Raw genomic sequence first — 26976 nt, 5'->3', positions numbered from 1 at the left:
GGACATGTGGGGGCTGCTCGAAGTCAACACCGTCGATGTCCATAACGAGAACCTGGCCAACAGGCCCAAGGAATAGCCGTGCCTACGATTATTGACGCCCTGGTGGTGACTCTTGGCCTTGACCCCAGCAACTACAAAAAAGGCCAGAAAGAGGTCGATGAGGGCCTTGGCCGGCTGAAGGAGAATGCCGGGAGCACTGCAAAGGAGATGGAGGCGCGCGGCAAGCAGGCCGCCGCTTTCGTCAGCTCCATCAAGTCCGAGCTGATCGGCCTGTTCGCCGTCGTCACCGCCGGGAAGGGCCTGACAAGCTTCATCTCAGACTCTATCTCCGGCACCGCGGCGCTTGGCCGTTTCGCCGCTAACCTCAACATGTCGGCTCGCGAGCTTGATGGTTGGGGGAAGGCTGCAGAGAGTTTTGGCGGGACTGCGGATGGTGTTCGCGCCTCTTTGCAAAACATTGCTGGGAGCATTCAGGAATATGCTGCGACCGGGAACACGGCAGTTCTTCCGTTCTTCAGGTCAATGGATATTGCGCTCGCTGATGGCCAGGGGCGCGCGAAGAAGTACACCGATATCATTCTTGAGGTGGCCGACAAATTTAAGGGCATGACTGCTCAGCAGGCCCTGTACTACGGAAGAAACATCGGCATCCAGGACACCGGCCTCATCAATATGATGAGGGAGGGAGGGGCTAGCACAAGGGATCTGGTAAACCGGTTTACAAAGGCCTCCGGAATCACTGAAGAGAGCGTTCGCAACTCCCAGCAGATCCAGAAGCAGCTGGCTCTGGTTAGGCAGCAGTTCGAAGGCGTTGGGCAGTCGATCTATGAATCGCTCGGCCCGGCGCTGGACCTGCTCTCCCAGGACCTGCTGAAGTTTTCCACCTGGGTTTCCGAGCATAGGGAGGATATCCAGGCGTTCTTCGTCGGCTTGGTGAAGGGCGTAGAAAAGCTGGTTCAAACCTTCAAGGATCTCGACAAGGCCACCGACGGCAACAGCACCAAGATCATCGCCGCCACGGCTGCAATCTGGGCCATGTCTTCAGCTATTGGTGCGCTGAGCGCCGGCATGCGAGGCGTGATCGGGCTGGGAGCGAGCTTTGGCTCTGCCCTGGCGGTAGGCGCTGCTGGATACGGCGGCTGGGAGATCGGTAGCTACATCAGCAAGAACTACGTTCAGAACGACCCCGAGCTGAGTGACGCAATTGGCGAGAAGGTCGCCCAAGTCCTGGCATTTTTCGGAAACAAGGAAGCCCAGCAAGCCCTGGACATCAACAAAAATGGTGTGACACCAACTGTGTCGACCGGATCTTCCGGTACCACTGGAGGTTCGCAGACTCGCGGCATCCGCAACAACAACCCGGGCAACCTGAACTTCGTGGGCCAAGCCGGCGCTAGTCTGGAGCGGCCCGGAGGACGATTCGCCAAGTTCCAGACGATGGAGGAGGGGCTGGGGGCGCTGGTTAAGCAGTTGCGTCGATATGCGGCTCGGGGAATCAAATCCATCCGCGATATCGTCAACACCTACGCCCCTGCATCTGACGGAAACGATACGGGCGCCTATATGCGCGCCCTGTCGAAAGCGCTCGGCATTGGGATCGATGATCAGGTGGACCTGAGCAACAACGCCCAAGTAGCCGCCCTGGTTCGCGGTATCACTGCGCACGAAAACAAGGGCTACCAGCTCACTGACGATCAGGTAAACGCCGGCGTTCGTCTCGGGTCTGGCGCTCGAGCCTCAAGCACAGTCAACAACCAGGCCAGCACCAGCACCTCGGAAACCAACATCGGCAAGATCGAGGTGGTGACCCAGGCAACTGACGCCAAGGGCATCGCCCGCGATATCGGCGGCGCACTGGGCGGAAGCCTTGCCTACCAACCAGCAACAGGTGATAGCTGATGTCGCTGATCGACTTCCCGAACGTTCCGCCGCTGCCTGGGATCCCTGACCTGCGCCGGAGCACGTTTGGCGTGCTGGCGCAGACCGGCCTGCTCGGAAAGCTGCAGGGGCTCGACATATTCGGGCTACTGGATGCATTCCTGAACCCGACTTGGCAGCTTGTAAGCTATGAGACTGGCAAGCTGATCATCGAGCCCGACTCGGTGATCGGATTTGAGTTTCGGGCAGATGCGCGCGTGGCCGGGTATCCAATGGAGCAGGGGGCATTCGCAAGTTACAACAAGGTAGTTTTGCCAAATGAATGCCGCATGCGTGTCACTTGCGGGGGCAATGGGAAAATGGACCGCGGGAAGTTCCTGGTCACACTGGAACGCCTGAAGGATTCCGTGGAGAAATTCCAGATTGTCACACCTGACCGGACATATCCGGTAGTAACTCTTGCAGCCTTCGACTACAAACGTACCGCTACAAACGGCATCACGCTGTTGACTGTGGACCTGCTGATGCAAGAGGTGCGCGAGACCGCTGGTGTTGTATTCGGCCCCGTGAAGGAGCCTGCTGCCGCAGACCCAGCCAGCATGAGTTGCCTGAAACCGCTCGACCCCACAACTGCACAGGCCTCCGATTACGACGGTCACGCCATAGCCTAGGAGGGCGCTTGAAGATCATCCCTATCTCCGCCACGCCCTCCCAGGTGTTCAGCATCGTCCTCGGGACGCAGAACTGTACGATTAAGGTCTACCAGAAGAGCACCGGCACGTTCCTTGACCTGGCCCTGGCCGGCACGCCGCTGCTGACCGGCGTGCTGTGCCAGGATCGCGTGAGGCTCGTCCGGCAGGCCTACCTGGGCTTCTCCGGCGACCTCGCCTTCATGGACACGCAAGGCTTTGACGTCCCGCAGTATCAGGGCCTCGGAAGTCGCTGGCAGTTGATGTATCTTGAGCCTTCAGACCTTTGACTCAGGGATAGATCATGAATAAATCGAGTTGCGTTGCTGCTGTTTTGATTTTCTCTTCTTCGTTTTTTATAAATAATGTTCTGGCTGACACGATAAGTGACTGTTACTTTCAGGCTAAGTTTCTTGAGAGAACAGTAATAGCTTATCAGGGGCACTATATGGGCACTGGCCAGATATACCAAGAGGCAATAACTGCATTTCGTGGAAACCCTTCGGAGAACGAAAAATCTTGGGCAAAAAGAATAATCAGTCTCGTATATAACAATCCTGAAAACCAGTTTGTTAACTCTACTGCTGTGGCAGATGAGTATATGGGTAACTGTTTGATGTATCCCGAGAAGTATTTAATAAAGAGGTGATCAATAATGACCTTTCTGAAAAGAGATATCGATGTTTCATTCAAGCTTCAGAAGGGTGGGTTTGGTAGTGGTTTCGAGGACACTGCGACGTATTCGGGGCTACGTTGTGAGGTGTCAGTAAATAATGTATCAGGTGCATCCCTTAACTCGCTCCAGATGCGCGTTTATGGAATGCAAGAAAGCTCTATGAACAAGCTTTCAACGCTCGGCGTAAGCGTTATGGAGACTGATAGAAACATAATTACAGTTACCGCTAGTAATTCATTTGGCGGAATGACCCAGGTGTTTCAGGGTACGATAGTTAAGGCCTGGATCGATTACAGGGGGGCGCCTGAGGTTTCCCTCAATGTTGAGGCTGCAGCCGGCTACTATGAGCAGGTCAAGGCTGTAGGAGTGAATAGCTACAAGGGGTCAACTGACGTAGCCACAATAATAGAATCCCTTGCTAAATCCATAGATTTTGCGTTTACCAATAACGGGGTGTCTGCAAAACTTGATAGCCCATACCTCGCTGGCTCTGCGATAACTCAGATCAAGAGTTGCGCTCAGCATGCCGGAATTGCTTACGATATAAGCAATGGTTCTGTCCAGATATGGCCTAGCGGCGAAAGCAAGGACGACGTTAGCCTGATGTTGTCACCGGAAACCGGATTGGTTGGGTATCCTGTTTTTTCAAATATAGGAATCGATGTACAATCAGAATTTAATGCCGACATTTCCTTAGGTCGAAGAATTCAAGTTAGAAGCTCTATTCCCCAGGCTTGCGGGGATGAGTGGTTTTGCAAAGTAGTAAGGCATGAGCTTGCATCGCAAGTGGTAAATGGCCCATGGTTCACTTACGCCCAGCTGGCGAAGAAGGGGTGGTATGTCGCAAAGTAATAACTACTCAGCATCTGGAGTCGTTAATCTTTTCTCGGGAGGTGATCCTTTTTCAGATATATCGTTCGTCATAGCTCAGGCTTTATCTTCTGTGCGAACCAACACCCTGGTGCAAGTGCTTTCCTGCACGAACGATGGTGGCGTGTCTCCGGTCGGCCTGGTTGATGTGAAGGTGCTGGTTCAGCGCATGGACGGCGCCGGCAACGTGATTGACGCTGGAACGGTGTTCAGAGTCCCGTACGTCCGCGTTCAAGGCGGCACTGACGCCGTGATCATGGATCCCAAGGTAGGTGATATTGGTATTGCCGCAATCGCTGATCGCGATCTTTCCGTCATCAAGGCAAGTAAGGCCGCTGGAGCGCCAGGCTCGTCCCGCAAGCACGACATGGCCGACGCTCTGTACATTGGCGGAGTGCTCAACGGAACGCCGACCCAGTACGTCCAGTTCACCGACGGCGGCATCAACCTTGTGTCCCCAACGAAGGTGACGATCCAGGCGCCGGCCATTGAGCTGGACGGTCCGGTCACCACCACCAGCACGGTGAATGTGGCTGACACCCTGACCGCTGCAGTCGACGTGATCGGTGGTGGCATCAAGCTGAAGACGCACACTCACACGGGTGTAACGCCTGGTTCTGGGTCTACTGGCGTACCAAGCTCTTAACTTTCGTCCTTCTGCTTGGCGGCTGCGATACGGGCGGCGAAGTCAGCTTTGAATTTTTCATCGCCTTCAGCCAGCTTCTTTTTTGCGAAATCAATGCTGAGGAGGATCAACTCCTCAACTGAGTGCCCAGTGCTCTCAGCGATTTCTTGTAGTCTTTCAGACTGTTCTTCGGTGAAGGAAATACTTATCTCCTTCGTCTTATTTTTGAGCTCAGGCGCTAAGTCATAGGCATCTACGCCCAAGACGTGCCCCAAGCGTATGGCGCTCCGAAGGCGAGGAGAGGCCTTTCCGCTTTCGTAGCGATTTATTTGAGGAACGCTGATGCCGCTTTTCTCCGCCAGTTCCTTCTGGGACATACCGGCCTTCGACCGGGCCCAGAGCAGGCGTTCAGAGAATGCTTTCTTGTCGACCATCGGGCCTCCGTATTGTGGGCATGATGGAAAATCATATCAGATATAAAAAGATATCAAGAGATTTGGTTGACAAGAGATTTGGTAAGAGCTAAAAAGATATGGAAGGATATCGAAGTGGAGGTTTCGCAATGAAGGAAAAAAAGGTCAAGGTTCTGATTAGCCTGCCAGAGAGCATCAAGGCATGGCTGGATAGGACTTCTACGGTGAATGACAGGACCGCAAGCGGCGAGATTACTCGCTTGTTGAGGCGAACGATGGAGCAGGAGATGCAGGATGAACAAAAGCAGCGGGCATAAAAAAGCCCCGGTCGCGCCAACGACCAGGGCCCTTGAATCCAACGCAGTCAACGATCAGGAAAACAGCGTCATGACGAATCATAGCACAGCAGTGTCGAATGTCATCCCGTTCCGCCAGGCAAAGCTACTGCTGGTTGATCAGGATGGTGAGCCGTTCGTGCCCATGAAACCTATAGTAGAGGGTATGGGCCTCGCTTGGCAGACTCAGCACCGCAAGTTGGTGGAGGGCCGGTTTGCTTCAACTATCACCATAATGGTGATAGTTGCGGAGGACGGGAAAAATCGGGAAATGGCCTGCCTTCCCTTGAAAAAGCTTCCTGGGTGGTTGATGTCCATTCATGCCAGTAAGGTCCGCAAAGACCTTCGTGATGACGTCCTGGCATTCCAGAACGAATGCGATGACGTGCTATGGGCTTACTGGAATGAAGGCCATGCAGTGAACCACCGGCCTCAAGGTCAGAGCATGACGTTGATCGGCCAGACAATAGGAACCGACGGTTTTCACTGCCTCGGTGCGCTGCTCGACGGCAAAGTTCGCCAGCTTCCAGCGAAGACTCGTCAGCGCGCAAAGATGCACGTCTGGTCACAGGTCCACAAAGCCTTCAGCGTGGTATCTGCGCAGGATATTCCTGCCGACCAACTCGACAGCGCTCGCAACTTCATCGCTGCCTACGCTTTGGAAGGCGAATGGATTGGCAAGGAAGAAGAGTCCACCAGCAAGGTCAAATGGCCTGCCAGGCGCTGGCTGGAGGAAGAAAAGCCTCACACCAAGAACCGCATGACCGACTTCCAGGGTCGCGGGAACATGATGCTGGCATATGACATGCTTTACGGTCCGGAGTCGATGTCACCCACGTTCCAGGCAATCGCTGAGCTTGAGAAGCAGGGGCACGACCTTGAGGCATGCCGCTTCGAGGTAAGCGCCCTGAAGTTCCACCTGAAGGACGCCCGCTGCATCATCGACACCCTGCGGAAGCTGATCGAGAACAGCGAAGGGAAGGGCATTCGATTTGCCGTAGGCGTACAAGAGGGTGCCGCATGAGCATGGAGATTTTGACGCTAAAGATCAGCGGGGCATCGCCATTAATGATGCATAGCGATAAGTTTGCCAACCCTCTGAATCCGGCGACTAAGGCGCACAAGGAGCTGACCTCGAAGCGCAAAAAAACGGACGACGATCATCTGGCAATCGCTCGCTCTGAGTTCATTGCAGGCGCTTACTTCGAAGAGTCGTGTGGCTTCTTCGTTCCGGGCGTCAACTTCGATGCCACCTTTCTGGCTGGTGCCAAGCTTCAAAAGATGGGTACGCATTGGAAGCGCGGCGCCGTAGTAATGACTGACCGTGCGCCGCTATTGTTCTCAGGCCCGGAAACTCCCGAGGATCTGTGGGAAGACCCGAGATTTGTGGACTGTCGCGGCGTCAAAGTGGGGCAGGCGAAAATCATGCGCTATCGACCGATCTTTCTCGAGTGGGCGACAGAGTTGGTGGTAGCCATCAACACAGACGTTATGGACGTGGAAGAGGCGAGAAAGGCCATTGAAGATGCTGGCAAGCTGATCGGCGTATGCGAGTACCGTCCTCGTTTCGGTCGCTTCGAGGTGGCCTATGTCTGAAGTAACCAAGTACCCGGGCTACAAGCAAGCCGTTGAGGACTTCCTCAGGCAGTTCAAGTATGGAGACTTGGTAGATCATCAGTGGTTGGAAGCGCGCTTCGGAATGCCCTCTATTGCAGACTCGAAATCGCTCACCGTAGAAGAATTCCGCGAGCGGCAGTTCGAGTGGCTGGCCAACGTCGAGGCATTCAAGTCTGATCTACTCAAGCTGCATCAGGTATGTCTGCAGTCCGTTCGGGGCAAAGGTTATCGCTGGGTGCCTCCCCATGAACAGACAGGCGTGGCAGTTGGTGAAATGGGCCGAAAAATCCGGAAGGCTTTCCGTGATGGTGGCGACCAACTCAGGAATCTGCGAATAGCAGAACTGACCTCTGATCAGCGTCGCGAGAACCTGGACGCGGTGGCGAAGATTGCTGCACTGAGCAATATGACCAAGAAGGAGCTTAGCTAAAGCAGCGTCATGCCCTTTCGCTGGAAAGGGCATCTCGGTGCGGAAGCACTGCCAGGCTCGGCTAGGTTGGGAATGGTTGGGTACGGCTTGATTTGGTTAGGTGTGGCGAGGCTTGGCATGGGCTGAAAACAGCGTAATGCCGATTGGTAACAGTCGGCATTGCGGTGCATAGCACCACCCGGCTGGGCATGCTCGGGCAGGGCTAGGCGGAGTACGGCTTGGCTAGGTGCGGTGTGGGCTGAAAACAGCGTAATGCTCCTTCTATTGAGGGGGCATTGCAGTGTTGGATCCTCTCTATGTTGTGAAATCCGACTGATAATTTTTTAAACCAAGAAACCCCGCTCCGGCGGGGTTTTTTATGCCCAGAAAAAGGCCGACCCATGCCAAAGACCCTCCTACTGGACCAGACGGCCTGGGACTTGATCCTTGATGCCTCTGGGAACATCGCCTTGGCCGATGAGCCCTATGCGATTGCCCAGGACGTGTCGACAGCCGTCAGGACGTTCCTGGCTGAGTGCTGGTACGACACGTCCCTGGGGCTGCCGTACTTCGAGAACGTGCTGGGCCAGACACCGTCACCCTCGTTCCTTCGCCAGAAGATGATCGACGCCGCCATGACTGTGCCGAACGTGGCGAACGTCGAGGTGGTGTTTGTGAGTTTTGAGGGTCGTGCCATGACGGCCCAAATGAAAATCATCGACACCGCCGGGGTCGAGTCTGGAGTTACCTTTCAATGACGATCGCAACCAGCGTTCCTTCGCTGACCATTGACGCGACTGGGGTGACTATCCCGGATGAATCTGCGGTCCTGGCCGGCGTGCAGGCAGACATCAACACCGCATTCGGCGGTGGCGTAAACCCAGGCCTTACGACGCCGCAGGGGCAGTTGTCACAAAGCCTGACCGCCATCATTGGCAACTGCAATGACCAGGTGGCTCAGGTCATCAACCTGGTCGACCCCGACAAGGCGGAAGGCCGCTGGCAGGACGCGATCGCCAGGATTTACTTCATCGACCGCAACCCAGCAACCGGCACCGTTGTCAGCGCCACCTGCACAGGGTTGATTGGCACTGTGATCCCAGCAGGGTCACTGGCCCAAGACGTGAACGGGCGCATTTATGCATCCGTGGCTGACGGCACTATCTCTGCCACTGGCGCCGTAATGATCGACTTCCAGTGCCAGATAGTTGGCCCAATAGCCTGTCCCATAGGCTCGCTAACTCGGATCTACCAGCAGGTGGTCGGGTGGGACACCATCAGCAACACCCAAGCTGGTGTAGAGGGGGCGCTTGAGGAGAGCAGGGCAGACTTCGAGTACCGCCGGAAGATGTCGGTTGCTGCTAATGCCGTCAACTCGGTGCAGTCGATCTATGCTCGAGTCCTTGCGGTATCTGGGGTAATCGACGCATACGTCATCGACAACCCCACCGGAGCCACAGTCAATACCGGCGCAACCAGCTATCCGGTCATCCCTCACTCGGTCTATATCGCTGTCACCGGTGGTGCCGCCGACGATATCGCTGCGGCGATCTGGGGCAAGAAGTCAAACGGATGTGACTACAACGGCACGACGACTGCGACCGTTCAGGACATGAAATATTCGCCGCCTCGTCCAACGTACACCGTGAAATGGGTAACTCCCACGCCGACTCCGGTTTTCTTCTCTGTGCAGCTCGTGAACAGCCCTTCGCTCCCGGCGAACATAATCACTTTGGTCAAGGACGCCATTGTTGATGCGTTCAACGGTGCCGATGGCGGGGCCAGAGCCAGAATTGCATCGGCGATCTATGCGGGGCGCTTCTATGCCGGAGTGTCAGCCACGAACTCAAACGTGCAGATCCTCTCGATCCTACTCGGGCTGACCTCACCAGGAACTGGAACGGCAGTGACCATGGGCATCGACCAGCGGCCAACGATTGATGCCTCAAACATCACTGTGACGCTGGTGTAGCCATGGAAAACTACAAGCAAACGGTGCTGTCGCAGTTTGCGAACAGCCCAACGATCATGGCCCTGATCGACTTTTTCAATCAGTGGCTTGACCCTTCATCAGATATCGACGCTTTCTACAAAACCGTGTGGGACGTCAGTCAGGCCCAGGGTGTCGGCTTGGATATATGGGGGAGGATCGTAAACGTTAAGCGTGAACTCCAGATCGCTACAACGCCGGCTTACCTTGGATTTGACGAAGCATTCACCACCGTTACTGCCTCGACCGGCCCCCAACCATTCGGCCAGGCGCCGATGTACAACGGCCCGCTGGCCACCTCGACATTTACGCTGCTCGATGATGCCTATCGCAAGCTGATCATGGTGAAGGCGCTCGCCAACATCACCGACTGCACGTCTCCATCACTCAACGCACTGCTCCGATATCTGTTCGCGGATGAGGGGCGATGCTATGTCGTTGATACCGGTGGTATGCAGGTCCGTTACGTCTTCGAGTTCACCCTGTCTCCAGTCGAACTGGCAATCATGCTCAACTCAGGCGCCATACCGCGATCTGCAGGCGTACTTGTTTCTGTCATGCAGGTAGATCCTGCCACCACCTTTGGTTTCGCCGAGGCTGGTCTACAGCCTTTTGGCCAGGGCGTCTTCTTTTCCACATCGGGAATTCAAAATGCAAACTAGCGGACTTCCAACTCGCGTGCCTGTTCCTTTCGCAGACAGTGGTACGAAGAACGTAATCCCTGTCACCGCCAGCTCTACGCCTGGCCTTGCCTCATACACCACCGGGTTTCCGCCGCTCACGATGACCCCCATTGTGTCCGGAGGCATTCCTCCGGCCGGTCAGGACTTCAACGGCATCCTCAATGCGATCACCAATGCGATTCGCTGGGGAAACGCTGGCGGCCAGTATCCCTATGATGCGACGTTCTCTTCGGCGATCGGAGGCTACCCAAAGGGTGCTCTTCTTGCTCGGTCCGGGTTCGATGGGTACTGGGTGAGCCAAGTCGAAAACAACACCACCAATCCGGACACAGGTGGCGCTGGCTGGGCGGCACTGTCTTTTCAAGGCTCTGATTACGGAGTCGATATCGGGACAGCCAATGCTTATGCAGTGACCTTTGCTCCGGCCGTCGTGTCTCTTCGCGATGGCATGACGCTCAAGTTCAAGGCTTTGAACGCCAACACGGGGGCCAGCACTTTCAGCCCAAGCGGGATCACTGCTGCGCCAATCGTTGGTGGTGCGCATTCCTCCCTGCAGGGCGGCGAGATATCTCCCAATGGAGATGTCTGGGTTCAGTGGAACAGCTCGATCGGTACTGGGTCCTGGGTTCTCATTGAAAATACTGGTGGTGCGCTGCAGGTTGCCTCAGCAACAAGGAGTCAGCACGCACCGAACGCCGGCCAGATCCAGTCCCAGAGCCTGACCGCTTTCACGACCGCCGGCACTGCGCCGGCCTTCACGCTGAACCCGTCGCCAGCAATCACTGCGCTCGCCGCCGGCCAGCGCTTCCGTGCCAGCTTCAACGCAGCCGGGACGACCGGTTCGAACACGCTGAACGTGAACGGCCTCGGCGCGAAGAACCTGGTTCAGTACGACTCAACTGGTGCTTTGGTATCGGCGATCATCTCCAGCGGACTGCTCACGGACGTGGAGTACAACGGCACCAGTTGGGTTGTGCTTGATCCACTTCCTGGGCAGGTGAACAACCTCGTCGGGATTCAGGGGGCATTCAAGAACCTTGCAGTTTCAGCCACTGGAACCAGCGCGGTCGTTTCGATCACTGCTGACGAGATCGTTCTTGAAAGCGCCTCAAACACTTACCAAACCGTTCGAAACGTTGCGGTTAACCCGAGCCTTGCCAGCAGCGGAATCAGCGGCCTGGACACGGGGACTGTTGCCGCGAACACCTGGTACAGCGTATGGGTTGTATGGAACAGCACCAATGGGGCTGCCGGATTGCTTTCGCTTAGCGCCACAGCTCCGACACTTCCTGGAGGCTGGACGCACAAAGCCAGGGTCGGCTGGGTGCGCACGGACGGCACCGCCAACAGATACCCGCTGAATTTCCTGCAGTCTGGCCGGCGTGCGCAATATCGTGTTGGATCTGGCACAAACGTAACTGCTCTCCCTGTTATCGCGAATGCGAGCTCTCCTATCGCACTATGGACAGCAATCGCTGTGGCTGCATTTGTGCCACCGACAGCAGGCGCAATTGACGTGGGTGTGATATCGCAGTCGGCGGCGTCGCAGCTGGCGTGGGCGTATGTTGTGCCAAACAACTCGTACTCAACTACTCCTTCCGCGACGGCCCCGGTCGGGATTGCATCTGGCTCATATAACACGTCTCTGACTGCGTCGAGGACGCTGATGGCACTTGAGTCCGGAAACATCTATTGGGGGACTCAGACGTCAAGCGGTGGATCAATGGGGGTTTACTGTGCTGGCTGGGAGGACAATTTATGAGTTACGCACTGAAAATTGATCGTTCAAGTTATCGAGCCGTAGCGGGTCCGGAGAAGCGGTCTGAAGAGTTTCCGGCCGGCTTGACCGAAGACGAAGTGTATTGCGACGAAGTTCCAACGATCATTTCTCCGCCACCAACCGCTGCCGGAGTTCTTTCAGAGCGTGATGCGCGCCTGGGTATCGCTTCATTGCGAATCGCGCCGCTACAGGACGCCGTTGACTTGGGTGATGCGACTGAATCTGAAAAGTCAGAACTGAAGCTTTGGAAGCAGTACAGGGTTAGCGTGAACCGAGTTACCGAGCAGGAAGGTTTTCCATCTGCGGTTGAGTGGCCTGAAGCGCCAGGCGGTGAGAAATGAGTCTGATATATAGGTGTTTCGGAACGGTCGGGACCGCGAATTTTTATTGCTCATACTACGAGGAGGACTATGTTCCTCCGGAAGGTCAGGTAGAGGTGGCGGGATGGCCTCCGACTACTGGGCCTGACAGATTCGGAGCTTGGATTGTTCAGGCGGACGGCACATTTGTATGGCAAAAATACCCGGACCCCCCATTCAACGTCGTGTATCACGAAGGCAAGCTGAAGAACTCGGACACACTGCTTGAGCTTGATCCGTCGACGCTACCGGGGCAAGTGGCCGCCAGGCTGAATGACGCAGAGGCAACTCTCGGCAGTATCGCCGACGTCATGGCCGCTGAAGTTCTTTCGGCACACGACTACGCACAGCAGGCCCTCCAGTCCGCGAATGCCGCTGGACAATCCAAGACTGCAGTTGATAACGCCTTGGCAGCACTCCCTGCCCCGACCCAGTTCGAGGTCGTGAGCGTCACGCTTGGTGCCGGCGGCACTGGAACCGCGACGTTCGCCAAGACATACGCAACGGCGCCAATCGTAATCCCATTCACTCGATTCGTCGGGCAGCAGTCATTCACCGCTGTTCCTGGAAATCCGACGAAGACCAGTGTGACGGTTACTGGCCGGCGCTCCCGAGGGACTCTGCTGCTGTCAGCCGGACCGTTCGAGGATGCTGTCGCCGGCGATGTTGTTCAACTGTTCGTAATCGGGAGGTGACAATGCCGATCACACAACAACAGCTCTTGCAGATCCTCCCCAACGCCGGCGCCAAAGCCGGCGTTTTTGTTCCTGCGCTCAACACAGCAATGGGCAAGTACGGAATAGTCGGGCGCCTGCGGGTCGCCGCATTCATCGCACAGATCGGGCACGAGTCCGGCCAGTTGCGCTGGGTCCGCGAGATATGGGGTCCGACTGCCGTTCAGCTTGGGTATGAGGGGCGCCAGGACCTGGGCAACACGCAGCCGGGAGACGGTTCGAAATACCGCGGCCGGGGACTGATTCAGATCACTGGCCGAGCGAACTATGCCGCATGCGGTGAAGCCCTGGCCCTGGATCTGATCGCCCAGCCTGAATTGTTGGAGCAGCCGGCGAATGCCTGCATGTCGGCGGCATGGTTCTGGTCGAGCAAGGGACTGAACACCCTGGCCGATGCCGGGCAGTTCACGAAGATCACCAGCAGGATCAATGGCGGTCAGAATGGCGCCGCCGATCGCCAAGCGCTGTATGACCTGGCGCTGAAGGTGCTGCCATGAATCTGGTCGAGCGGATTGCCCCCTACCTTGCTGTTCTGCTGCTCGTGGCCGGCGCGCTGTTCGGCGCCTATCACTTCGGTGGCAGCGTGGCCGATGAGCGCTGGCAGGCCCGCTGGAACAGCCGGGACGCCGCCGATCTGGCGGCAAAGGAACTCAACGAGAGCACCGAGCGAGCCAAGGAACAGGCGCGCCAGGCTTCTATTAATAAGGTGGTGGAAAATGGTCAGGTCCTGGTCGACACGGCAAATGCTGCTGTCACTGCTGCTAATCGTGAGTCTGGCCGGCTGCGCGATGTCGCCGACGGCCTTGCCGACCGACTCGCAGCCAGTGAAGCCCGCGGCAATTCCTGCACTGCCGCCGCAGGCAAGGCAGCTGCCCACACCGCAAGAGTGCTTGCCGACGTGCTCAAGCTGGCTGACGAAGCAGCGGGAAAGCTGGCAGCAACTGCTGACCAGGCCAGAGCCCGGGGCGTGAGCTGCGAGGCTGCGTATCGGGCGTTGGGCAACTGATCAGCGCAGGTTGCGCGCTGGTCCGACGGGGATCTGCCGACGCAGGTCCTCGTTCGTCCGCTCCAGGTACTTGCAGCGATGCTCAAGGTCGATTGCCTTATTCCGTGACTCTGTGGCGATTGCCGCCTGGGCCCGCAGGCGTGCAAGCGCGCTCTCGCGATCCTGGGTTACCTGCTGAAGCATCTGTGTCAGCTTGAAGATCGATTCGCGGGCGGCACGCAGTTGCGTGTTGAGCTCGGCGATTTCGTGCTCAAGCAAGGCCGCTTGCTGCTTCCATATTTCTGTGGGCGAGGGGAGACCCAGGAAGTCGAGGTCTTCCTCTAGCGTATCGGTCATGGGGGTGCCATCTTTTTACTGGATGCGCATACAGTATTTGATGACTTTCGATTCTGCGAGTGCCAGCCGACGAGGTGCTATGAGGGATTGTGTTCGTTCGGCAGGACGCCGAGGGAAGAGTAGGTAGGACGCCCATTCTCTGTGCTGTCAGAATTTTCCCACCTATTTGCTTAATTTTTGCTACAGCAAAAGTTAAAGCGTCATCAAGCTATTGAAAAATATAGACTTTCTGACTTTATCTAACCGATCCATCATCGGTGCAACGCTGAAGCGGCGAGAGGGCTCAGGCCTTGTGTTATGTGGCTTTGAGCTTGGTTTTGCGGTGTTTTCGTTCAACGTGTTTCTTACCGATTTTTGGGGGTTTTGGGGCATTTTTACCAAGTGGTTGGTACAATGTACCAATCGACAACGGACGTGTACCAATTCAAACATGGCAACAATCAGAACACGCAAAAAGGCCGACGGTACCCTGAGCTACCTCGTCCAGATCCGCATCAATCGCGACAAGGTTACAGTCTACCAAGAGAGCCAAACCTTCGCCCGCAAACAGGCTGCTCAGGCCTGGGCAAAACGACGGGAAACCGAGTTGGCGGAGCCAGGTGCAATCGAGCGGGCCAGCCGCACGGGTCACACGGTCAAGCAGATGATCGACCGCTATCTGATCGAGGCTGAGAAAGCTCGGCCGCTGGGAGAGACCAAGCAGAGGACGCTCAACGCCATCAAGAACAGCTACCTGGGTGAGCAGGTCGACTCCGGCATCACACAGCAAGTACTGGTGGATTATGCGCTATGGCGCATGGGACCCGAGGGCGGCTCGGTCAAGCCTCAGACAGCTGGCAATGACATGGCTCACCTGGGCTCGGTATTGTCCCTGGCTCGGGCTGCTTGGGGGTATGAGATCGATCCGCAGGCGATGCCTGATGCTCGTCTCGTGCTGAAGCGGTTCGGCTACAACATGAGGAGCCGCGAGCGAGATCGGCGCCCTACGCTAGATGAGCTTAACAAGGTGCTGGAGCACTTCTTCGATGTATTAAAGCGCCGACCTACCGCGATTCACATGCCCAAGGTCATGGCGTTTGCGATCTTCTCTACTCGGCGTATGGACGAGATCACTCGCATAGTCTGGGATGATCTGGACGAACACCGGCAGGCGGTAAAAGTGCGGGACATGAAGAACCCCGGGCAGAAGATCGGAAATGATGTCTGGTGCCATCTTCCGGACGAGGCCTGGCAGATTGTGCAGAGCATGCCGCGAGAGTGCCCCGAGATCTTCCCCTACAATACGGACTCAATCGGCACTGCTTGGTCCAAGGCATGCAAGATGGTTGGAATCGGGGATCTGCACTTTCATGATTTGCGTCATGAAGGGGTGAGCCGACTGTTTGAAATGGACTGGGATATTCCGAGGGTTTCAAGTGTGTCTGGCCATCGGGATTGGAACTCGTTGCGACGTTATACCCATTTGCGTGGTCGTGGGGACCGATACATCGGTTGGAAGTGGTTGGAGCAGATAGTCCGAGCGCCAGTAGCTCTTGGCGCCCGGGTACATAGTTAGCTTGCTCGGAGGAAGTTGTTTAACTGTGCGCACTCTTTGCGAGCGGCTTCCCGTTGTTGATCTAGATATTGAGCCAGGTCTGAGAGATGAACGCCCCTAGCACTTTTCTGGCTTGGCTCTAGCCGCGTAATTGGTATTTTGATTTGTCCGTTCATTACCTTCCGCTGAAACATGTCTGGCGTGAGGTGAGTGAAGTAATCCTTGCAGATCCGCTCCAAAGGAATGATGGCTTGGCCGTCGTACTGGGCCATTAGTATGAAGGCCGTGTTCATGCTGCCTCCCGCATTTCTGCTTCGGGGAATAGTGGGTTAGCCTCGAGTAGCGCTCGATAGGGCATCGGTGATACCGAGTTGCCGCACATCCTGACTTTGGCCTTGTTGGAGAACCGCCGGCCGTCGTGCCCGAAGTCGATCTGATAGTCAGGCGGGAAGCCCTGGATCAGGTACAGTTCGCGCGGTGTCAGCATCCGCATGCCGATGTCGACGATCACGTACGGGTTGCCTTTGATGGTCACTGTCACCAGAGCCAGACGGTCCCTGGTGGTGATGGTGGCTGCCGGATCCCGGGCGTCGTAGGTGTTGTCGCTGCCGTAGTAGCCCATCAGGAACGCTGCCACACGTTCGGCTCCCACCTGGTGCTCTGGAGACAAGGTGCACTCCACGACCGCTAAGTGCGTTCCGCCGGCAGTGATTGCTGGGGCTTGGTCGCGCAGATCTTCGCCGACGCTGTTGTTTCGCAGGGTTACTAGGCTCGCGGTGACGACGTTCTGCTGGCTGCCGGTCGTAGTCAGTGCAGTCGATGGCTCGGTTGGGTGCCGGCCGGCTGTTTGGTTGTAACCCCCATTATGCTGGGCAATGTAGGCAACGGTCTGGTTCTCGGCATGCTCGACGCCGCCGGCACTCACCATGGTTGCAGCCACAACGGCAAAATGTCCGCCTTTCACCTCGCTACAGATCGTCCGGCCCGGCTCGTCCGCCGGCATGTTTCGTTGATTGCTGGAGTTGGCATGCTCGGTGATGAAGGGGGCGACGACTGGTTGCGCCAGTGCGAAGCCGTGACCGCCCGTGATTGTCGCGGCAGGTGTTATCGTTGATTGCCCTCTGAAGTCGCTGCCGCCGTGGTTGACGCTGACGATAAAAGGGTTCGGGTGATCCAGCAGGTAGCGACGAATGCCTTTGCGTACCCGCTCCATGGTCTTGGGTTTCAGCGGGCGCCGTACCTTGGCGGCTTTGCCTTCTGCAGCGTCGAGGAAGATGGACGGGCAGGGCAGGCTCCAGTCGATGCAACTCGCGATCGGTTGCCACGGTAGCTGGCCAGGGCCTGGTACTTTGGCATGGGTGGCTACCGGCCAGTTCAGCTTGACCCCATCGCGTCGGGCGATGAAGAACAGGCGCTCCCGTGTGGTGGCTGCACCGAAGTCGGCGGCAACGAGTTTGTCATAGTGGTACTCGTAGCCGAGGTCGCGCAGGAGGTGTAGGAAGCGTGCCCATGTCCGGCCTTTCCGCTTGGGGTCGGGCACCAGGTACTGGCGCTGGACAGGCACGCGCTCACCTGGCTCGGCAACGCGGTTCAAGGGCTTCCCGGTGATGGGGTGTGGCACCACGTCAAGGGTGATCACTCGGCCGGTTTTCGTGCAGCGTTTGGCGACCAGTGGACACCATTGGAGGATCTGCATCACGTTCTCCATTGTGAGCATCAGTGGGCGGGTCTGGCCGACCCACTTGATGACCATCCATGAGAGGGCGCGGCTTTCTTTGCTGCGTGGTTGGCCTCCGGCTGCTTGGCTGTGGTGGGTGCACTCGGGGCTTGCATGCAGGCGCCCCACGGGGAGGCCCTTGGTAGCCTCGAGTGGCTGGACTTTCCGGATGTCCTCTCGGTAGTGGGTCGCCTGGCGATGGTTGGTAATGTGCATGCTGACGGCGTCGTCATCATGATTGACGGCGATGTCAACGTGCTCGCCTGTTGCCTGCTCCATTGCTGTGGAGGCGCCGCCGCCGCCGCCGGCGAACAGGTCGATGTTCAAATATGGCCGGAGGTTGAGGGACAGTTGCCCGTAATAGACTGCCTCGGCGAGGTTGTGCTTGCGGAAGGCGGTCATGGGGTCACCACCTTGGCCTTGGCGACACACTGGGTGGCCTCGATGCCCAGGGCCCTGGTCAGGACCTGGTCGAATTCCTCGGTGGTCAGCCGCAGACGGCTCTGACCCGGGGTAATCAGGTCGTGATACCACTTGACCCCGTGGTAGCTCACCTGCAGTAGCGTGTCGTCGATCGTCAGTGCGCATCGCTTGCCACTGGCCGCCGTGTTCTCCATTGCTTCTCGCAGCGATGAGGCCTGAAGGCAGTCGGGCTGCTGGTTTTGCTTGCTGATCTCCAGTTCGGCGATCCGCCCCTCCAGTTGGCTCCGAACGTGGTCGAATGCACCGTGAGTGACCCACTCGCCCAGTTCATGCTCTTCCATGCCCTGGTCGGATGCTATGTACCGATTAACGTTGATTCCCTTAGCCTCTGCGGGGCTTTGGTCGTGTTGCGTCAGGATGCGTTCCAGTTCATCCGCTACGTCCTGCATGCCAACTGCAGCTGCGGCATCAAGGGCCCGATCCAGTAGTTCGTATGGCACCCTGAGCACGGACTGTTCTTGTGCTGTAGGTGCGAAGAGGGGTAGGTGCGTATACCCCTTGGCAGGCTGCGCGGGCGGGCGATTCAGAGCTATCAGCGATGCTTCGGGTATGGCTGCCTCGCGCAGCTTTTCGTGGGGTACAAGACCCTCGGTGGTGGTGCTGAGAGGGGCAATAATGCTGGCTGCTTCGCAGCCGCAGTCTGTTACAGGCGTGGCGATCCCGCTTTCGTTGCGGAGCAAAGCGGCCTGGGCTTGTGTGATGTCCTGTGCGTGCGTCATGCCGCTTTCCTCCGGTGTTCGATAGCGAGTTGATCCATCAGGCGCTGGTGAAACGTGAGCCGGGCTTCGGTGGCCGACCACGGGCGGATCCGCTCGGCCGGGGGCTCGATGTTGCTCAAGGCATCGCTAATGGCCGTCTCAGGTGGCAGCAGGTCGCGGTGTTCCGTTGCCAGTGCCACCTGGTCGGGGTGCTTTAGGATTCGCGACATCAGGCGGCCCTCTTCTTCAGGTCGACCAGCAGCAGGGCGTTCTCGGTTGCCTTGTGCAGTCGGCGCAGGGCGTCCGGGCCGATCAGCTCCTTGAGCTGGCGGTCGAATTCCTTGTTGTGGCGGAGCAGCGCGGCCAGCTCGGTGGTGGCCTTGTCGTGCTGCTGTTGCAGTTGGCCGGCAGCCTCTGGGGTGAGTCGCAGCAGTGGGATGGGCCGCTTCATGCTGCAGTCTCCTGCTGGGCCTGCTCCAGTAGCTCTGCCATCGCCAGGATCTTGGTTCGTAGTGCCCGAGCCGTTGAGGCCTTGGTCGGGGCCTTCAGTGCGAGGAAGGTGTCAGCCGCGAGCTGTAGCTGCTTGGCCGTGGCGAGTAGGGTGGTGCGGTCGTCGGCGCCGAGCTTCGACGCCTGCAGAGCGCGCTGATAGTGGGTGTACAGTTTGTCGTAGTTCTGCTGGGCTTGTTCGCGTAGCAGTTTCAGGTCGCGAATCAACCCCGATGTATCGGACCGTTGAATGGCTCTACCTTCGTCGATACCTTCGATTTGCCCTGCTGCGCGGCCGTCGAGCAGGCCGCTCCGATAGCCGGCCCAGTAGGTCAGGCCGATGAACAGGATGGCGATGATCAGTGCGCAGATCTGCGTGGTAGTCATGTGGTGTGCTCCTGGTAGTTTGCTGGCGGGTGGTGGCCGCCGTTGGGTTACAGGTCTTGCTCGGGTGCTTCGGTTCTCTGTTGTGCCTGGTCCTCGTCGGCCTTGTATGCGCGGATGTCGATCAGGGCTGCGACGTGCTTGATGTGCACGAACTTCGGCGCCTTGCGGCTGTTGTCCAGGGTGGTGACGGGCAATTGAATCCGGCCGTTCTGGATCTCGGCGGCGAATGTCTGCTCGTTCAGGTTGCGGAAATACTGCACGCGCAGCTTTTCCAGCGGGATCAGCACGTCGCCGAAGGTGCGGTAGAGCAGCTCGACGGTGGCCGTCTCCGGTGCCGGCATGAGCCGAAGCGGGGATTGGTTGGTTTCCTTCATGTGCTGCTCTGCTTCCTTTTGGGGTGGTTCCAGTAGTTCAGGCAGTGGCGCTTGGTCAGCTCGCGCAGATGTTCCGGCACGTCGAGCAGTGCGGCGTTGCGCTGCTCGCGTGTCGGAAGGGCTACGATCTGGCGGGCATACTCCCTAGGCCACGTCACGGCGATCTGCCGGGACGGCAGGGAGTTCGAGGCCAAGCTGCTTGGCCAGCCACGGGATGCCGGCTTGCCGGACCCGGGTGGACTGGCTGTACTGCATGCCAAAGGTGTCGTGGTACCAACTGCTGTCCTTGACGCGCAGATACTCGCGGTCGCGGACGGGGAAGGCCGGCAGGTTCTTCTCTGTGAGCAGGCCTTTCTCGCGCATCAGCTCGATCAGCTTTGGACGGGTAGTGCCGAAGTACCTTGCGGTTTTCTGGAGGTCGCGGTCCATGTCGTCCCCCTTAAGCCGCATGCGCGGCCGGCGTAGCGGCGGCGGCGAGGTGGTCGAGGGATTGGATCAGGCGCTTGTAGATCTCGATGTCGCTACCGCAAACCGTGAAGCACTTGGTGCGCGGGCGCGAGTTGCCGATGCTCATGATCGTGGTGACGCCGGTACGGGTCTGGTTGCGGTGTACGGCGACGTTGATCGGCAGTGCGAAGCCGAGGTCGAGGCTCGCCGATCCGCCGCGGCTGATCAGTTCGAACACCTGTTGCTTGTGTTCGATCTCAAAGTTGCCGTATTCGCGTTCCGCGTGGGGCAGCTCGGCCGGCGTGACAGTCTCGGTCGGGCCGTTGACGATCTCTTCAATGAAGTCGGCCAGCTTGAGGTGCATCTTCGGGCTGTTGGGCAGGGTCAGCGTGTGATGTTCGCTGCCGAGCATGACGCCGAAAGTGGTGTTGGCCTCGTTGTGTTCAACGGCGAGGCGGAACGACACCACTTGGCGTTTCGGCTCAGACCTGAGCGTGTGAGTGAATGTCTCGGTCAGGCATGACTGGGCCTTCAGCAAGGACAGCGTGCGGTTGTTCAGTTTGAACTTCATGCTGCACGGCCTCCGTCGTTGGGGTCGAACGGAGCATGCACCGAACGGGTCGGGCGCTTGTGTTTGCTGGCGATGAAGGTACAGCCGTGCTCGCGGGCTAGGTGACGAACCTCGAATACGCGGATGGGTTTGCAAGCCGGGTGGGCGTGTACTGTGGCAATGACGCTGCTTGCGCCGTTCGATTTACCCAGGAAGCGATGGTCTGCGGTGGCAGATCCTGTCGGAAGGGTATGGAGTGTTGCAGTGATGTGCATGGTGACGCCTCGCTCTGTGGTGGAAGAGTGAGGCGAAAATAACCTAGGTTTTAATTTGTGGCAACAACCTAGGGTGTAATTTGTGGGGGCAGTCTCTGGGCTAGAGTGACGCGACCTCACGATGGAGCTGTGTGACCACGATTTCCAGGAGCCCTGGGAAGGTCTCCTCGTAGAATCGAGGCTCAGTTTTAAGTGGGTGCATTGTCGATTTGTTTGTGCCGAACTGCATGCCTGGTTCTGTCAATCGCTTGAAAGATTTCATCTGGCCGCTACCCGTAGTGCTCGCATACTCAAAATTCTCAGCATGGCCCGATTTTATGAGAGCATTCAATATAGTGTTTGCGTCGAAGGATACGTCGTGATCTGCGATTAAGGATTTCAGGGTTTTGGCTTGCATGAGTAATCCTTTACTTATCTTGGTGGTTAAAGTAGCGAGGAATTTGCAGGGTTTAGTGTTGACCACCAGAAAACCCTGCCAATGATCTGGATTCGTTGTTCCATAACTTGGTCGAAGTTGTACTCTTCGTCTTGGTACTCGTCACGGTTGAAGCTGCGAAGCTTGATTGCTCCACCTGGCAGACGATACAGGAACTTCACGCGCAGCAGGCCGTCATGGTCGAGCGCATAGAGTTGGCCGTCGATGATTCGCGTCATTCCCTTGTCGATCCCTATGGTGGCCTTATCCAGGATCAGGGGATGATTAGAGTTTCCGCTGTTGGTCGCACACGCCGCATTTCGAGGATCGATGCCTGCTTTTCTTAGTGTGTAGCTTGAGAAGCGGACTTTTCGACCGTCATCTATTTGCACTGTAGAACGCCCAATTCCGGATGCAATTTCGACTTCCTTGTAGAGCGGTAGGGCAACTTCGTCTTCGTCAAGCGGTGTTGAGTCGTCCCACGTTGAAAGCTCACCCAAAACAATTGGTGATCCATCAACTGTTTTTTTAGATGCTGCAGTCGGTAATGTTCCCAGCTCAAGCCAGTCAACATCTACTTGTAACGCTCTGGCAATCGCCGCGATAAATCGACTTTTTTTGCTTTTACCAGATGTAAGCTTCTGGACAGTGGTCTGCGTGCACCCGGCGGCAGCCGCCAGCCGGTCCTGCACCATCTTACGTTGCTCCATGGCATAGGTCAGTCGGTCGGAGAGTTCGGGAAGCGCTGTGGAGTCAAGGTAGTTCATAGGAGCATGCTAAAACCAAGGTTATAGATTGTCCAACAACCTAGGGTGTTGACATGTTATTCCTTAGGTTGTAATTTGGCACCGACATTAAGGAGGAGTCATTTTGAAAACCGTACACGCATCGGAAACCGGCACTGAATGTAGACCTTTATCGCTTCTGGCTCTTAATCGGGCGTTGCTTGCTTGTGGTAACAATCAGTCGGAGCTGGCTCGTCGCTGTGGTGTAAAGCAGCCGCACGTCTGGAAGTGGCTCAAGGCGGGGCGTGTTCCAACCGAGCGGGTCTTGGCTGTTTCCCGAGCCACTGCCGGGGCTGTCCGTCCACATGAGTTGCGGCCTGATCTTCCAGATATTTTCCCTGTGCCAATAGACGCAGCTTCGGCCGCTTAGAAAAAAGGCGACCCAAGGGCCGCCCAGTTCCTCCCGACACGCACCACCACAGCGCTGTCGGGTCGCAGAAAAAGGTAGGCAGGCACACCACATGCAAACCGCCTCCTTTTAACTGCGCTTTCAAGGCACGGATGCCTTGGGTTGCTGCTCTCTCCACCACAGATCGGGCAGCTGTTGCGCCAGGGGTGAGCGACGGATCGCTTGCCTCGGCACTGTGCCGGTTTTGATCTTGCGGATCTGGCCGGCTTTTGGGCCCTTTCAAGCCACGCGGCAAATGTATCACCACTACATGTCGCGCGGCACTGGCAACTTACAAGGATTAATGCCATGAGCCGTATTGCTCTCAGTTGCGTTGACCGAGCCAAGCGGGAAGTCTTGCCGCTCGACCTCGCGCTTTACCATGCCGTTCGGGAGTACCCCGGCGGCGCCGCTGCAATTGCTGCAACCACCGGCCGCAACGCGACTACCCTGCAGCACAAGCTGTCTCCGACCCATCCAAGCCACTCAGTCAACATTCAAGAGTTCGGCGAGATCCTCGAGCTGACCAAGGACAGTCGCATCCTCGACGCGGTGCATGCTTTGGTCGGTGACACTATCTGGCAAGACCTTTCCGATACGTACACGGGTGATATGCCCGAGACGTTGACCACCGGCATTGCTACCTACTTCCGTCATGTCGCCGATCTCGCCGACACCTGGGCCAAGAGCATTGGCGATGGTGTGGTCAGCGATCAGGAACTGGCCGAGATCCGCCTACAGGTGTTTCGTGGCATTCAGAACCTGCTCGGGCTTTTCAACCGTGCTTCCTACGTGAACCAGACGACGCGTGGGGTGACCCGTGGTTGATATTGCTGACTTCGCAAACGATCTGGTGCAGGAGGGGCTGGACCGTGCGCTTGCCGATCGCCGCGCTAAGGCACCCGTTTTAGCGGCTCATTCCTTCATGTTCTGTGAGTGCTGCGACGATCCGATCCCTGAGGCCCGTCGCCTTGCTATTCGTGGCTGCACCTTCTGCGTGATCTGCCAGGGCGTCAACGAGCTGAATGAGGCCCGCCATGCTCGATGAGGTTCTGAACCAGTTTTCCGACTACGGTCTGGACCCCAAGTTGCCCCTGGTGTTCGGCAAGCTGACCCGCTGCAAGTCTGGTGCTGACAAGGGCACGGAAAAGAACGGCTGGTACGTGGTGCATGAGCACCGCACGGAGAAGGGCGAGACGCTAATCTTCGGCAGCTTCGGTGACTGGCGCTCGGGTGAGACGCAGAAGATCAAGGTCAAGGCCGGCAAGATGAGCGCCGAGGACCGAGAGGTCTTGCGCGCCCGTCAGGAGGAGGCCAAGCGCAAGGCGGCTGAGGTAGCGGCCAACGCGGCGCGCCGAGCGGCTAGCCGTGCTGCTGGTATGTTCAAGCGTATGCCTGAGAATGGGCGCAGTGCTTATCTTGATCGGAAGCAAATCGTCGGTTTTCGTGTTCGCTATGCACCACGTTCGGGGGCGGTGCTGGTTCCGATGTGCAACGCCCGCGACCAGATCGTCGGCCTGCAGGTGATTTACCCCGAGAAACAGGAAAGCACCGGGCGGGATAAGTCCTACTGGCCGGCCGGCATGTCAAAGGAGGGGGCTTTCCACCTTATAGGCCCGGACCCAAACCCTGGCGAGCCGATACTTGTGTGTGAAGGCTATGCGACCGGCGCGAGCCTGCATATGGCGACCTCCTTGACGGTCGCCATTGCCTTTGATGCGGGAAACCTCATGGCTGTTTGCAAGGCTATGCGTGAGCGCAGGCCAGGCCGCCCAATCATCATTTGTCGCGATGACGACTGGAAGACCAAGCGCCCCAACGGCGAGCCCTGGAACCCAGGCGAGGAGAAGGCCAACAACGCCGCTACGGTTGTCGGTGGTCAGGTGGTGCCTCCGGTGTTCTCCGGCGATCGCGAGGACAAGTGGACTGACTTCAACGACCTGCACTGCTCCGAAGGGCTGGACGCTGTCCGCCGCCAGGTGCTTGCGGTCGTTCGTCCACCAGCAGCTGGTGGCTGGAAAGACCAGCTGGCCAGGACCGAGACCGGCATGCTGATCGCTCACATGCAGAACGTCGAGCTGATCCTCGGCAACGACGAGCGCTGGGCCGGTGTGATCGGCTTCAGCTCGTTCAGTTCGAAGATCGTGAAGCTGCGGGCGGCACCTTACGGTGGTGGCACTGGCGATTGGGCCGACATCGACGACATGCTGGTGATGAAGTGGCTCGCGCAGCAGTACAACCTGCGCGTAAAAGCCAGCAGCGTGATCGAGGCTGTCAGCGTCGTTGCCCATGACCACAAATTCCACCCTGTCCGTGACTACCTCAATAAGCTGGAATGGGACCGCGTGCCGCGTCTCAGCACCTGGTTGACTGACATCATGGGTGTGGCACCCACGGACTACAGCTCCAAGGTCGGCAAACGCTGGATGATCTCGGCAGTCGGCCGCGTCATGAAGCCCGGCTGCAAGGCCGACTCCGTGATGATCCTCGAAGGCGCCCAGGGCGCGGGTAAGTCGACCGCAATGTCGGTGCTTGGCGGCGAGTGGTTCATGGATACCCCCTTTGCTCTCGGTGACAAGGACGGTTTCCAGGCGATCCGTGGCAAGTGGATCGTCGAGCTGGGGGAGTTGGACAGCTTCAACAAGGCCGAATCGACCAAGGCCAAGCAGTTCTTCTCGGCCTCGACCGACACCTACCGCGAGAGCTATGGCCGCAGAACGATGGACGTGCCACGCCAGTGTGTTTTCGTGGGTACGACCAACCAAGACGAGTACCTCAAGGACGCTACCGGCAACCGGCGCTATTGGCCCGTGGCCTGTACCAAGGTCGATCTGGATCAGTTGCGGGAGGTCCGCGACCAGCTGTGGGCCGAGGCGATGTATTGCTACATGGCTGGCGACGTCTGGTGGGTCAATCGTGATGAGTCCCCGCTGTTCGCCGAGGCTCAGGAAGAACGGTTCGTGGTCGACGAGTGGGAAGGGCCCATTCTGAAATGGCTCGAGGAGTCGCAGGTCGGTGAAACCACCACCGGCAGTGAGATCCTGCAGGGTGCCCTCAAGCTGGACTTCGGCCATTGGGGCAAGCCCGAACAGATGCGGGTGGGGGCGATCATGCACCGTTTCGGATGGCGCAAGGTTCGTCAGGCAGCACTGCCCAAGAGCGGCGTTCGCCCATGGGCCTACAAGAAGCCGGACGGCTGGGGGCGTAACTCGCAGTTGGTTGTCGAGCGATTCGAGGAGCCTTGCTTTGATTAGGGAGATCGACGCGCTGCTGCGGGCATGGGCGCAGGAGCTGCACAGCGAGTTCTCCAAGGGCGGGCTGGCCGGCGGCAACATGGTCGCGATGATGATGGAGAGCAACGGTCAACTGATCCGAGGGCGCCGGGCTTTCCGGGCCCCGTTGGAGGGCTCGCTGGATGTTGAACTGATCGTGACCAAGCACTTGCCCCAGCACCTGGTGACAGTTGTGTACGAGCACTACTGCAACTTCGAGGCAGACATGCGGCTTCGCTACGCCCATTGCGGCTGCGGCCGCGACACTTACTATGATCGTTTGCATGATGCGCACCTGCTCATCTGGGCGAAACTGCACGGGCAGGTGGCTGCTTGATCAGCACCTGCGCTCCGGCTGCCACTGTCCTACTGGCCCGACCTGTCCAACTGCAATTCAATGCAGCAGGACTGGCGCGGGCCGCGCTGTTTCTGGCCCGTCCTACTGTCCAACCTTCCTGCGTGTCACGCACACATGAGCGCAGCGCAGATGCATACGCGCAGTCGCGCGCACGCGTGTTTTAAAGTTTTCCTCTTTACGCGAGAAAAGGATAAATAAGGTAGGACAGTTGGGCGAAGCCCCGTATTTAGGCGCCTGTAGCTGTCCTACTTCGACAGGAACAGGTTAGGCAGCATGGACAGCGCCGCAGGCGCTGGAAGCCGGAATTGAGATATTCACCGACATTGCCGGGACGTTCACCAGACATTCACCGGGTGGCATTAAAACGGGGTTGCTGCCACCGGAATCGACCTGTAAAAAGTAGT

The 26976-nt window shown here is 57.7% G+C and carries 37 protein-coding genes; 24 read left to right on the top strand and 13 right to left on the bottom strand.

Annotation, left to right across the window (positions count from 1 at the left end; all coding sequences use genetic code 11):
• Positions 1–78: 78 nt before the first annotated feature.
• The 6 genes from PF66_RS30330 to PF66_RS30310 are packed head-to-tail and all read left to right on the top strand — an operon-like array spanning position 79 to position 4759.
• Positions 79–1899 (top strand): hypothetical protein, encoded by a 1821-nt coding sequence (locus PF66_RS30330; RefSeq protein WP_054064719.1) that lies wholly within the window; start codon positions 79–81, stop codon positions 1897–1899.
• On the top strand, positions 1899–2549 hold the full coding sequence (locus PF66_RS30325) for a phage baseplate protein (RefSeq protein WP_054064718.1): 651 nt from the start codon (positions 1899–1901) through the stop codon (positions 2547–2549). Before PF66_RS30330 ends, PF66_RS30325 begins: the two co-directional genes overlap by 1 nt.
• Before the next feature lie 8 nt (positions 2550–2557).
• A complete protein-coding gene (locus PF66_RS30320; RefSeq protein ID WP_054064717.1) occupies positions 2558–2857 on the top strand; it encodes a phage baseplate plug family protein in 300 nt (99 codons plus the stop codon).
• Positions 2858–2871: 14 nt separating this feature from the next.
• Positions 2872–3216 carry a hypothetical protein gene (locus PF66_RS32925; RefSeq protein ID WP_152973116.1) on the top strand — a complete coding sequence of 115 codons (345 nt, stop codon included), beginning with the start codon at positions 2872–2874 and terminating at the stop codon, positions 3214–3216.
• Between the two features lie 6 nt (positions 3217–3222).
• The gene (locus PF66_RS30315) at positions 3223–4095 is read left to right on the top strand and encodes a baseplate hub protein (protein WP_152973115.1); all 873 of its coding nucleotides are present in this window, start codon (positions 3223–3225) and stop codon (positions 4093–4095) included.
• Positions 4082–4759 carry a Gp138 family membrane-puncturing spike protein gene (locus PF66_RS30310; RefSeq protein ID WP_081009947.1) on the top strand — a complete coding sequence of 226 codons (678 nt, stop codon included), beginning with the start codon at positions 4082–4084 and terminating at the stop codon, positions 4757–4759. The genes PF66_RS30315 and PF66_RS30310 overlap by 14 nt, the downstream gene beginning before the upstream one ends.
• Here PF66_RS30310 and PF66_RS30305 read toward each other — a convergent pair.
• Complete coding sequence (locus PF66_RS30305; RefSeq protein WP_054064714.1) at positions 4756–5172, bottom strand: helix-turn-helix domain-containing protein; 417 nt, start codon at positions 5170–5172, stop codon at positions 4756–4758. The two genes, PF66_RS30310 and PF66_RS30305, sit on opposite strands and share 4 nt — an antisense overlap.
• Positions 5173–5300: 128 nt before the next feature.
• On the opposite strand from PF66_RS30305, the gene PF66_RS33080 reads away from it, so the two are divergent.
• The 12 genes from PF66_RS33080 (at position 5301) to PF66_RS30255 (ending at position 14064) form a co-directional block, all read left to right on the top strand.
• Positions 5301–5468 (top strand): hypothetical protein, encoded by a 168-nt coding sequence (locus PF66_RS33080; protein ID WP_160320675.1) that lies wholly within the window; start codon positions 5301–5303, stop codon positions 5466–5468.
• Positions 5446–6510 carry a phage antirepressor N-terminal domain-containing protein gene (locus PF66_RS30300; RefSeq protein ID WP_081009946.1) on the top strand — a complete coding sequence of 355 codons (1065 nt, stop codon included), beginning with the start codon at positions 5446–5448 and terminating at the stop codon, positions 6508–6510. Before PF66_RS33080 ends, PF66_RS30300 begins: the two co-directional genes overlap by 23 nt.
• Positions 6507–7082 carry a hypothetical protein gene (locus PF66_RS30295; RefSeq protein WP_054064712.1) on the top strand — a complete coding sequence of 192 codons (576 nt, stop codon included), beginning with the start codon at positions 6507–6509 and terminating at the stop codon, positions 7080–7082. The genes PF66_RS30300 and PF66_RS30295 overlap by 4 nt, the downstream gene beginning before the upstream one ends.
• The gene (locus PF66_RS30290; protein WP_054064711.1) at positions 7075–7533 is read left to right on the top strand and encodes a hypothetical protein; all 459 of its coding nucleotides are present in this window, start codon (positions 7075–7077) and stop codon (positions 7531–7533) included. The genes PF66_RS30295 and PF66_RS30290 overlap by 8 nt, the downstream gene beginning before the upstream one ends.
• Positions 7534–7913: 380 nt before the next feature.
• The gene (locus tag PF66_RS30285; protein ID WP_054064710.1) at positions 7914–8270 is read left to right on the top strand and encodes a hypothetical protein; all 357 of its coding nucleotides are present in this window, start codon (positions 7914–7916) and stop codon (positions 8268–8270) included.
• On the top strand, positions 8267–9484 hold the full coding sequence (locus tag PF66_RS30280) for a baseplate J/gp47 family protein (RefSeq protein ID WP_054064709.1): 1218 nt from the start codon (positions 8267–8269) through the stop codon (positions 9482–9484). The genes PF66_RS30285 and PF66_RS30280 overlap by 4 nt, the downstream gene beginning before the upstream one ends.
• Before the next feature lie 2 nt (positions 9485–9486).
• On the top strand, positions 9487–10164 hold the full coding sequence (locus PF66_RS30275) for a DUF2612 domain-containing protein (protein ID WP_054064708.1): 678 nt from the start codon (positions 9487–9489) through the stop codon (positions 10162–10164).
• Positions 10165–10285: 121 nt separating this feature from the next.
• Positions 10286–11947 carry a hypothetical protein gene (locus tag PF66_RS30270; protein WP_152973114.1) on the top strand — a complete coding sequence of 554 codons (1662 nt, stop codon included), beginning with the start codon at positions 10286–10288 and terminating at the stop codon, positions 11945–11947.
• Positions 11944–12306, top strand: a complete 363-nt coding sequence (locus PF66_RS33720; protein WP_081009945.1) for a tail fiber assembly protein — start codon at positions 11944–11946, stop codon at positions 12304–12306. The genes PF66_RS30270 and PF66_RS33720 overlap by 4 nt, the downstream gene beginning before the upstream one ends.
• Complete coding sequence (locus PF66_RS30265) at positions 12303–13019, top strand: hypothetical protein (protein WP_054064706.1); 717 nt, start codon at positions 12303–12305, stop codon at positions 13017–13019. Before PF66_RS33720 ends, PF66_RS30265 begins: the two co-directional genes overlap by 4 nt.
• Positions 13020–13021: 2 nt before the next feature.
• The gene (locus PF66_RS30260; RefSeq protein ID WP_054064705.1) at positions 13022–13555 is read left to right on the top strand and encodes a glycoside hydrolase family 19 protein; all 534 of its coding nucleotides are present in this window, start codon (positions 13022–13024) and stop codon (positions 13553–13555) included.
• Entirely contained in the window at positions 13552–14064 is a 513-nt protein-coding gene (locus PF66_RS30255; protein ID WP_054064704.1) for a DUF2514 family protein, read from the top strand. The genes PF66_RS30260 and PF66_RS30255 overlap by 4 nt, the downstream gene beginning before the upstream one ends.
• On the opposite strand, the gene PF66_RS30250 is transcribed toward PF66_RS30255, so the two are convergent.
• A complete protein-coding gene (locus PF66_RS30250) occupies positions 14065–14400 on the bottom strand; it encodes a hypothetical protein (protein WP_054064703.1) in 336 nt (111 codons plus the stop codon).
• A 430-nt stretch (positions 14401–14830) separates the two neighbouring features.
• Here PF66_RS30250 and PF66_RS30245 point away from each other — a divergent pair, with 430 nt between their 5' ends.
• Positions 14831–15955 carry a site-specific integrase gene (locus PF66_RS30245; protein WP_054064702.1) on the top strand — a complete coding sequence of 375 codons (1125 nt, stop codon included), beginning with the start codon at positions 14831–14833 and terminating at the stop codon, positions 15953–15955.
• Here PF66_RS30245 and PF66_RS30240 read toward each other — a convergent pair.
• The 11 genes from PF66_RS30240 to PF66_RS30190 form a co-directional block, all read right to left on the bottom strand.
• Positions 15952–16227, bottom strand: coding sequence for a pyocin activator PrtN family protein (locus tag PF66_RS30240; RefSeq protein ID WP_054064701.1), 276 nt, complete (start codon positions 16225–16227; stop codon positions 15952–15954). The genes PF66_RS30245 and PF66_RS30240 overlap by 4 nt on opposite strands.
• Positions 16224–18053: a DNA cytosine methyltransferase gene (locus PF66_RS30235; RefSeq protein WP_054064700.1), complete on the bottom strand. Its 1830-nt coding sequence runs from the start codon at positions 18051–18053 to the stop codon at positions 16224–16226. Before PF66_RS30235 ends, PF66_RS30240 begins: the two co-directional genes overlap by 4 nt.
• Entirely contained in the window at positions 18050–18853 is an 804-nt protein-coding gene (locus tag PF66_RS33250; RefSeq protein ID WP_193394243.1) for a hypothetical protein, read from the bottom strand. The genes PF66_RS30235 and PF66_RS33250 overlap by 4 nt, the downstream gene beginning before the upstream one ends.
• Positions 18850–19062: a hypothetical protein gene (locus PF66_RS30225; RefSeq protein ID WP_054064699.1), complete on the bottom strand. Its 213-nt coding sequence runs from the start codon at positions 19060–19062 to the stop codon at positions 18850–18852. Before PF66_RS30225 ends, PF66_RS33250 begins: the two co-directional genes overlap by 4 nt.
• Positions 19062–19283, bottom strand: coding sequence for a hypothetical protein (locus PF66_RS30220; protein WP_054064698.1), 222 nt, complete (start codon positions 19281–19283; stop codon positions 19062–19064). Before PF66_RS30220 ends, PF66_RS30225 begins: the two co-directional genes overlap by 1 nt.
• Positions 19280–19708: a hypothetical protein gene (locus tag PF66_RS30215; RefSeq protein WP_054064697.1), complete on the bottom strand. Its 429-nt coding sequence runs from the start codon at positions 19706–19708 to the stop codon at positions 19280–19282. Before PF66_RS30215 ends, PF66_RS30220 begins: the two co-directional genes overlap by 4 nt.
• A gap of 47 nt (positions 19709–19755) precedes the next feature.
• A complete protein-coding gene (locus tag PF66_RS30210; RefSeq protein ID WP_054064696.1) occupies positions 19756–20082 on the bottom strand; it encodes a pyocin activator PrtN family protein in 327 nt (108 codons plus the stop codon).
• On the bottom strand, positions 20079–20240 hold the full coding sequence (locus PF66_RS32450) for a hypothetical protein (protein WP_162491359.1): 162 nt from the start codon (positions 20238–20240) through the stop codon (positions 20079–20081). Before PF66_RS32450 ends, PF66_RS30210 begins: the two co-directional genes overlap by 4 nt.
• The gene (locus PF66_RS30205; RefSeq protein WP_054064758.1) at positions 20227–20511 is read right to left on the bottom strand and encodes a phage antirepressor KilAC domain-containing protein; all 285 of its coding nucleotides are present in this window, start codon (positions 20509–20511) and stop codon (positions 20227–20229) included. Before PF66_RS30205 ends, PF66_RS32450 begins: the two co-directional genes overlap by 14 nt.
• Positions 20512–20521: 10 nt before the next feature.
• Positions 20522–21100, bottom strand: coding sequence for a hypothetical protein (locus tag PF66_RS30200; protein WP_054064695.1), 579 nt, complete (start codon positions 21098–21100; stop codon positions 20522–20524).
• Positions 21101–21777: 677 nt separating this feature from the next.
• Positions 21778–22536, bottom strand: coding sequence for an XRE family transcriptional regulator (locus tag PF66_RS30190; protein WP_054064693.1), 759 nt, complete (start codon positions 22534–22536; stop codon positions 21778–21780).
• A gap of 103 nt (positions 22537–22639) precedes the next feature.
• Between PF66_RS30190 and PF66_RS32440 the strand changes: the two genes are divergently transcribed.
• From PF66_RS32440 to PF66_RS30175, 5 genes are all read left to right on the top strand, one after another.
• Positions 22640–22924, top strand: a complete 285-nt coding sequence (locus PF66_RS32440) for a YdaS family helix-turn-helix protein (protein WP_425357926.1) — start codon at positions 22640–22642, stop codon at positions 22922–22924.
• 327 nt (positions 22925–23251) lie between these two features.
• On the top strand, positions 23252–23770 hold the full coding sequence (locus PF66_RS30185) for a phage regulatory CII family protein (protein WP_054064692.1): 519 nt from the start codon (positions 23252–23254) through the stop codon (positions 23768–23770).
• Positions 23763–23990, top strand: coding sequence for a TraR/DksA C4-type zinc finger protein (locus PF66_RS32435; RefSeq protein WP_081009943.1), 228 nt, complete (start codon positions 23763–23765; stop codon positions 23988–23990). Before PF66_RS30185 ends, PF66_RS32435 begins: the two co-directional genes overlap by 8 nt.
• Positions 23980–26196: a VapE domain-containing protein gene (locus PF66_RS30180; protein ID WP_054064691.1), complete on the top strand. Its 2217-nt coding sequence runs from the start codon at positions 23980–23982 to the stop codon at positions 26194–26196. The genes PF66_RS32435 and PF66_RS30180 overlap by 11 nt, the downstream gene beginning before the upstream one ends.
• A complete protein-coding gene (locus tag PF66_RS30175; RefSeq protein WP_054064690.1) occupies positions 26189–26551 on the top strand; it encodes a hypothetical protein in 363 nt (120 codons plus the stop codon). Before PF66_RS30180 ends, PF66_RS30175 begins: the two co-directional genes overlap by 8 nt.
• Positions 26552–26976 lie beyond the last annotated feature (425 nt).

Origin of the sequence: Pseudomonas asplenii (genome assembly GCF_001293465.1) — a bacterium.
GTDB classification, from domain to species: domain Bacteria; phylum Pseudomonadota; class Gammaproteobacteria; order Pseudomonadales; family Pseudomonadaceae; genus Aquipseudomonas; species Aquipseudomonas fuscovaginae_B.
Note: the sequence above shows the minus strand (reverse complement) of the source record. Positions and strands in the feature narration are given on the sequence as shown.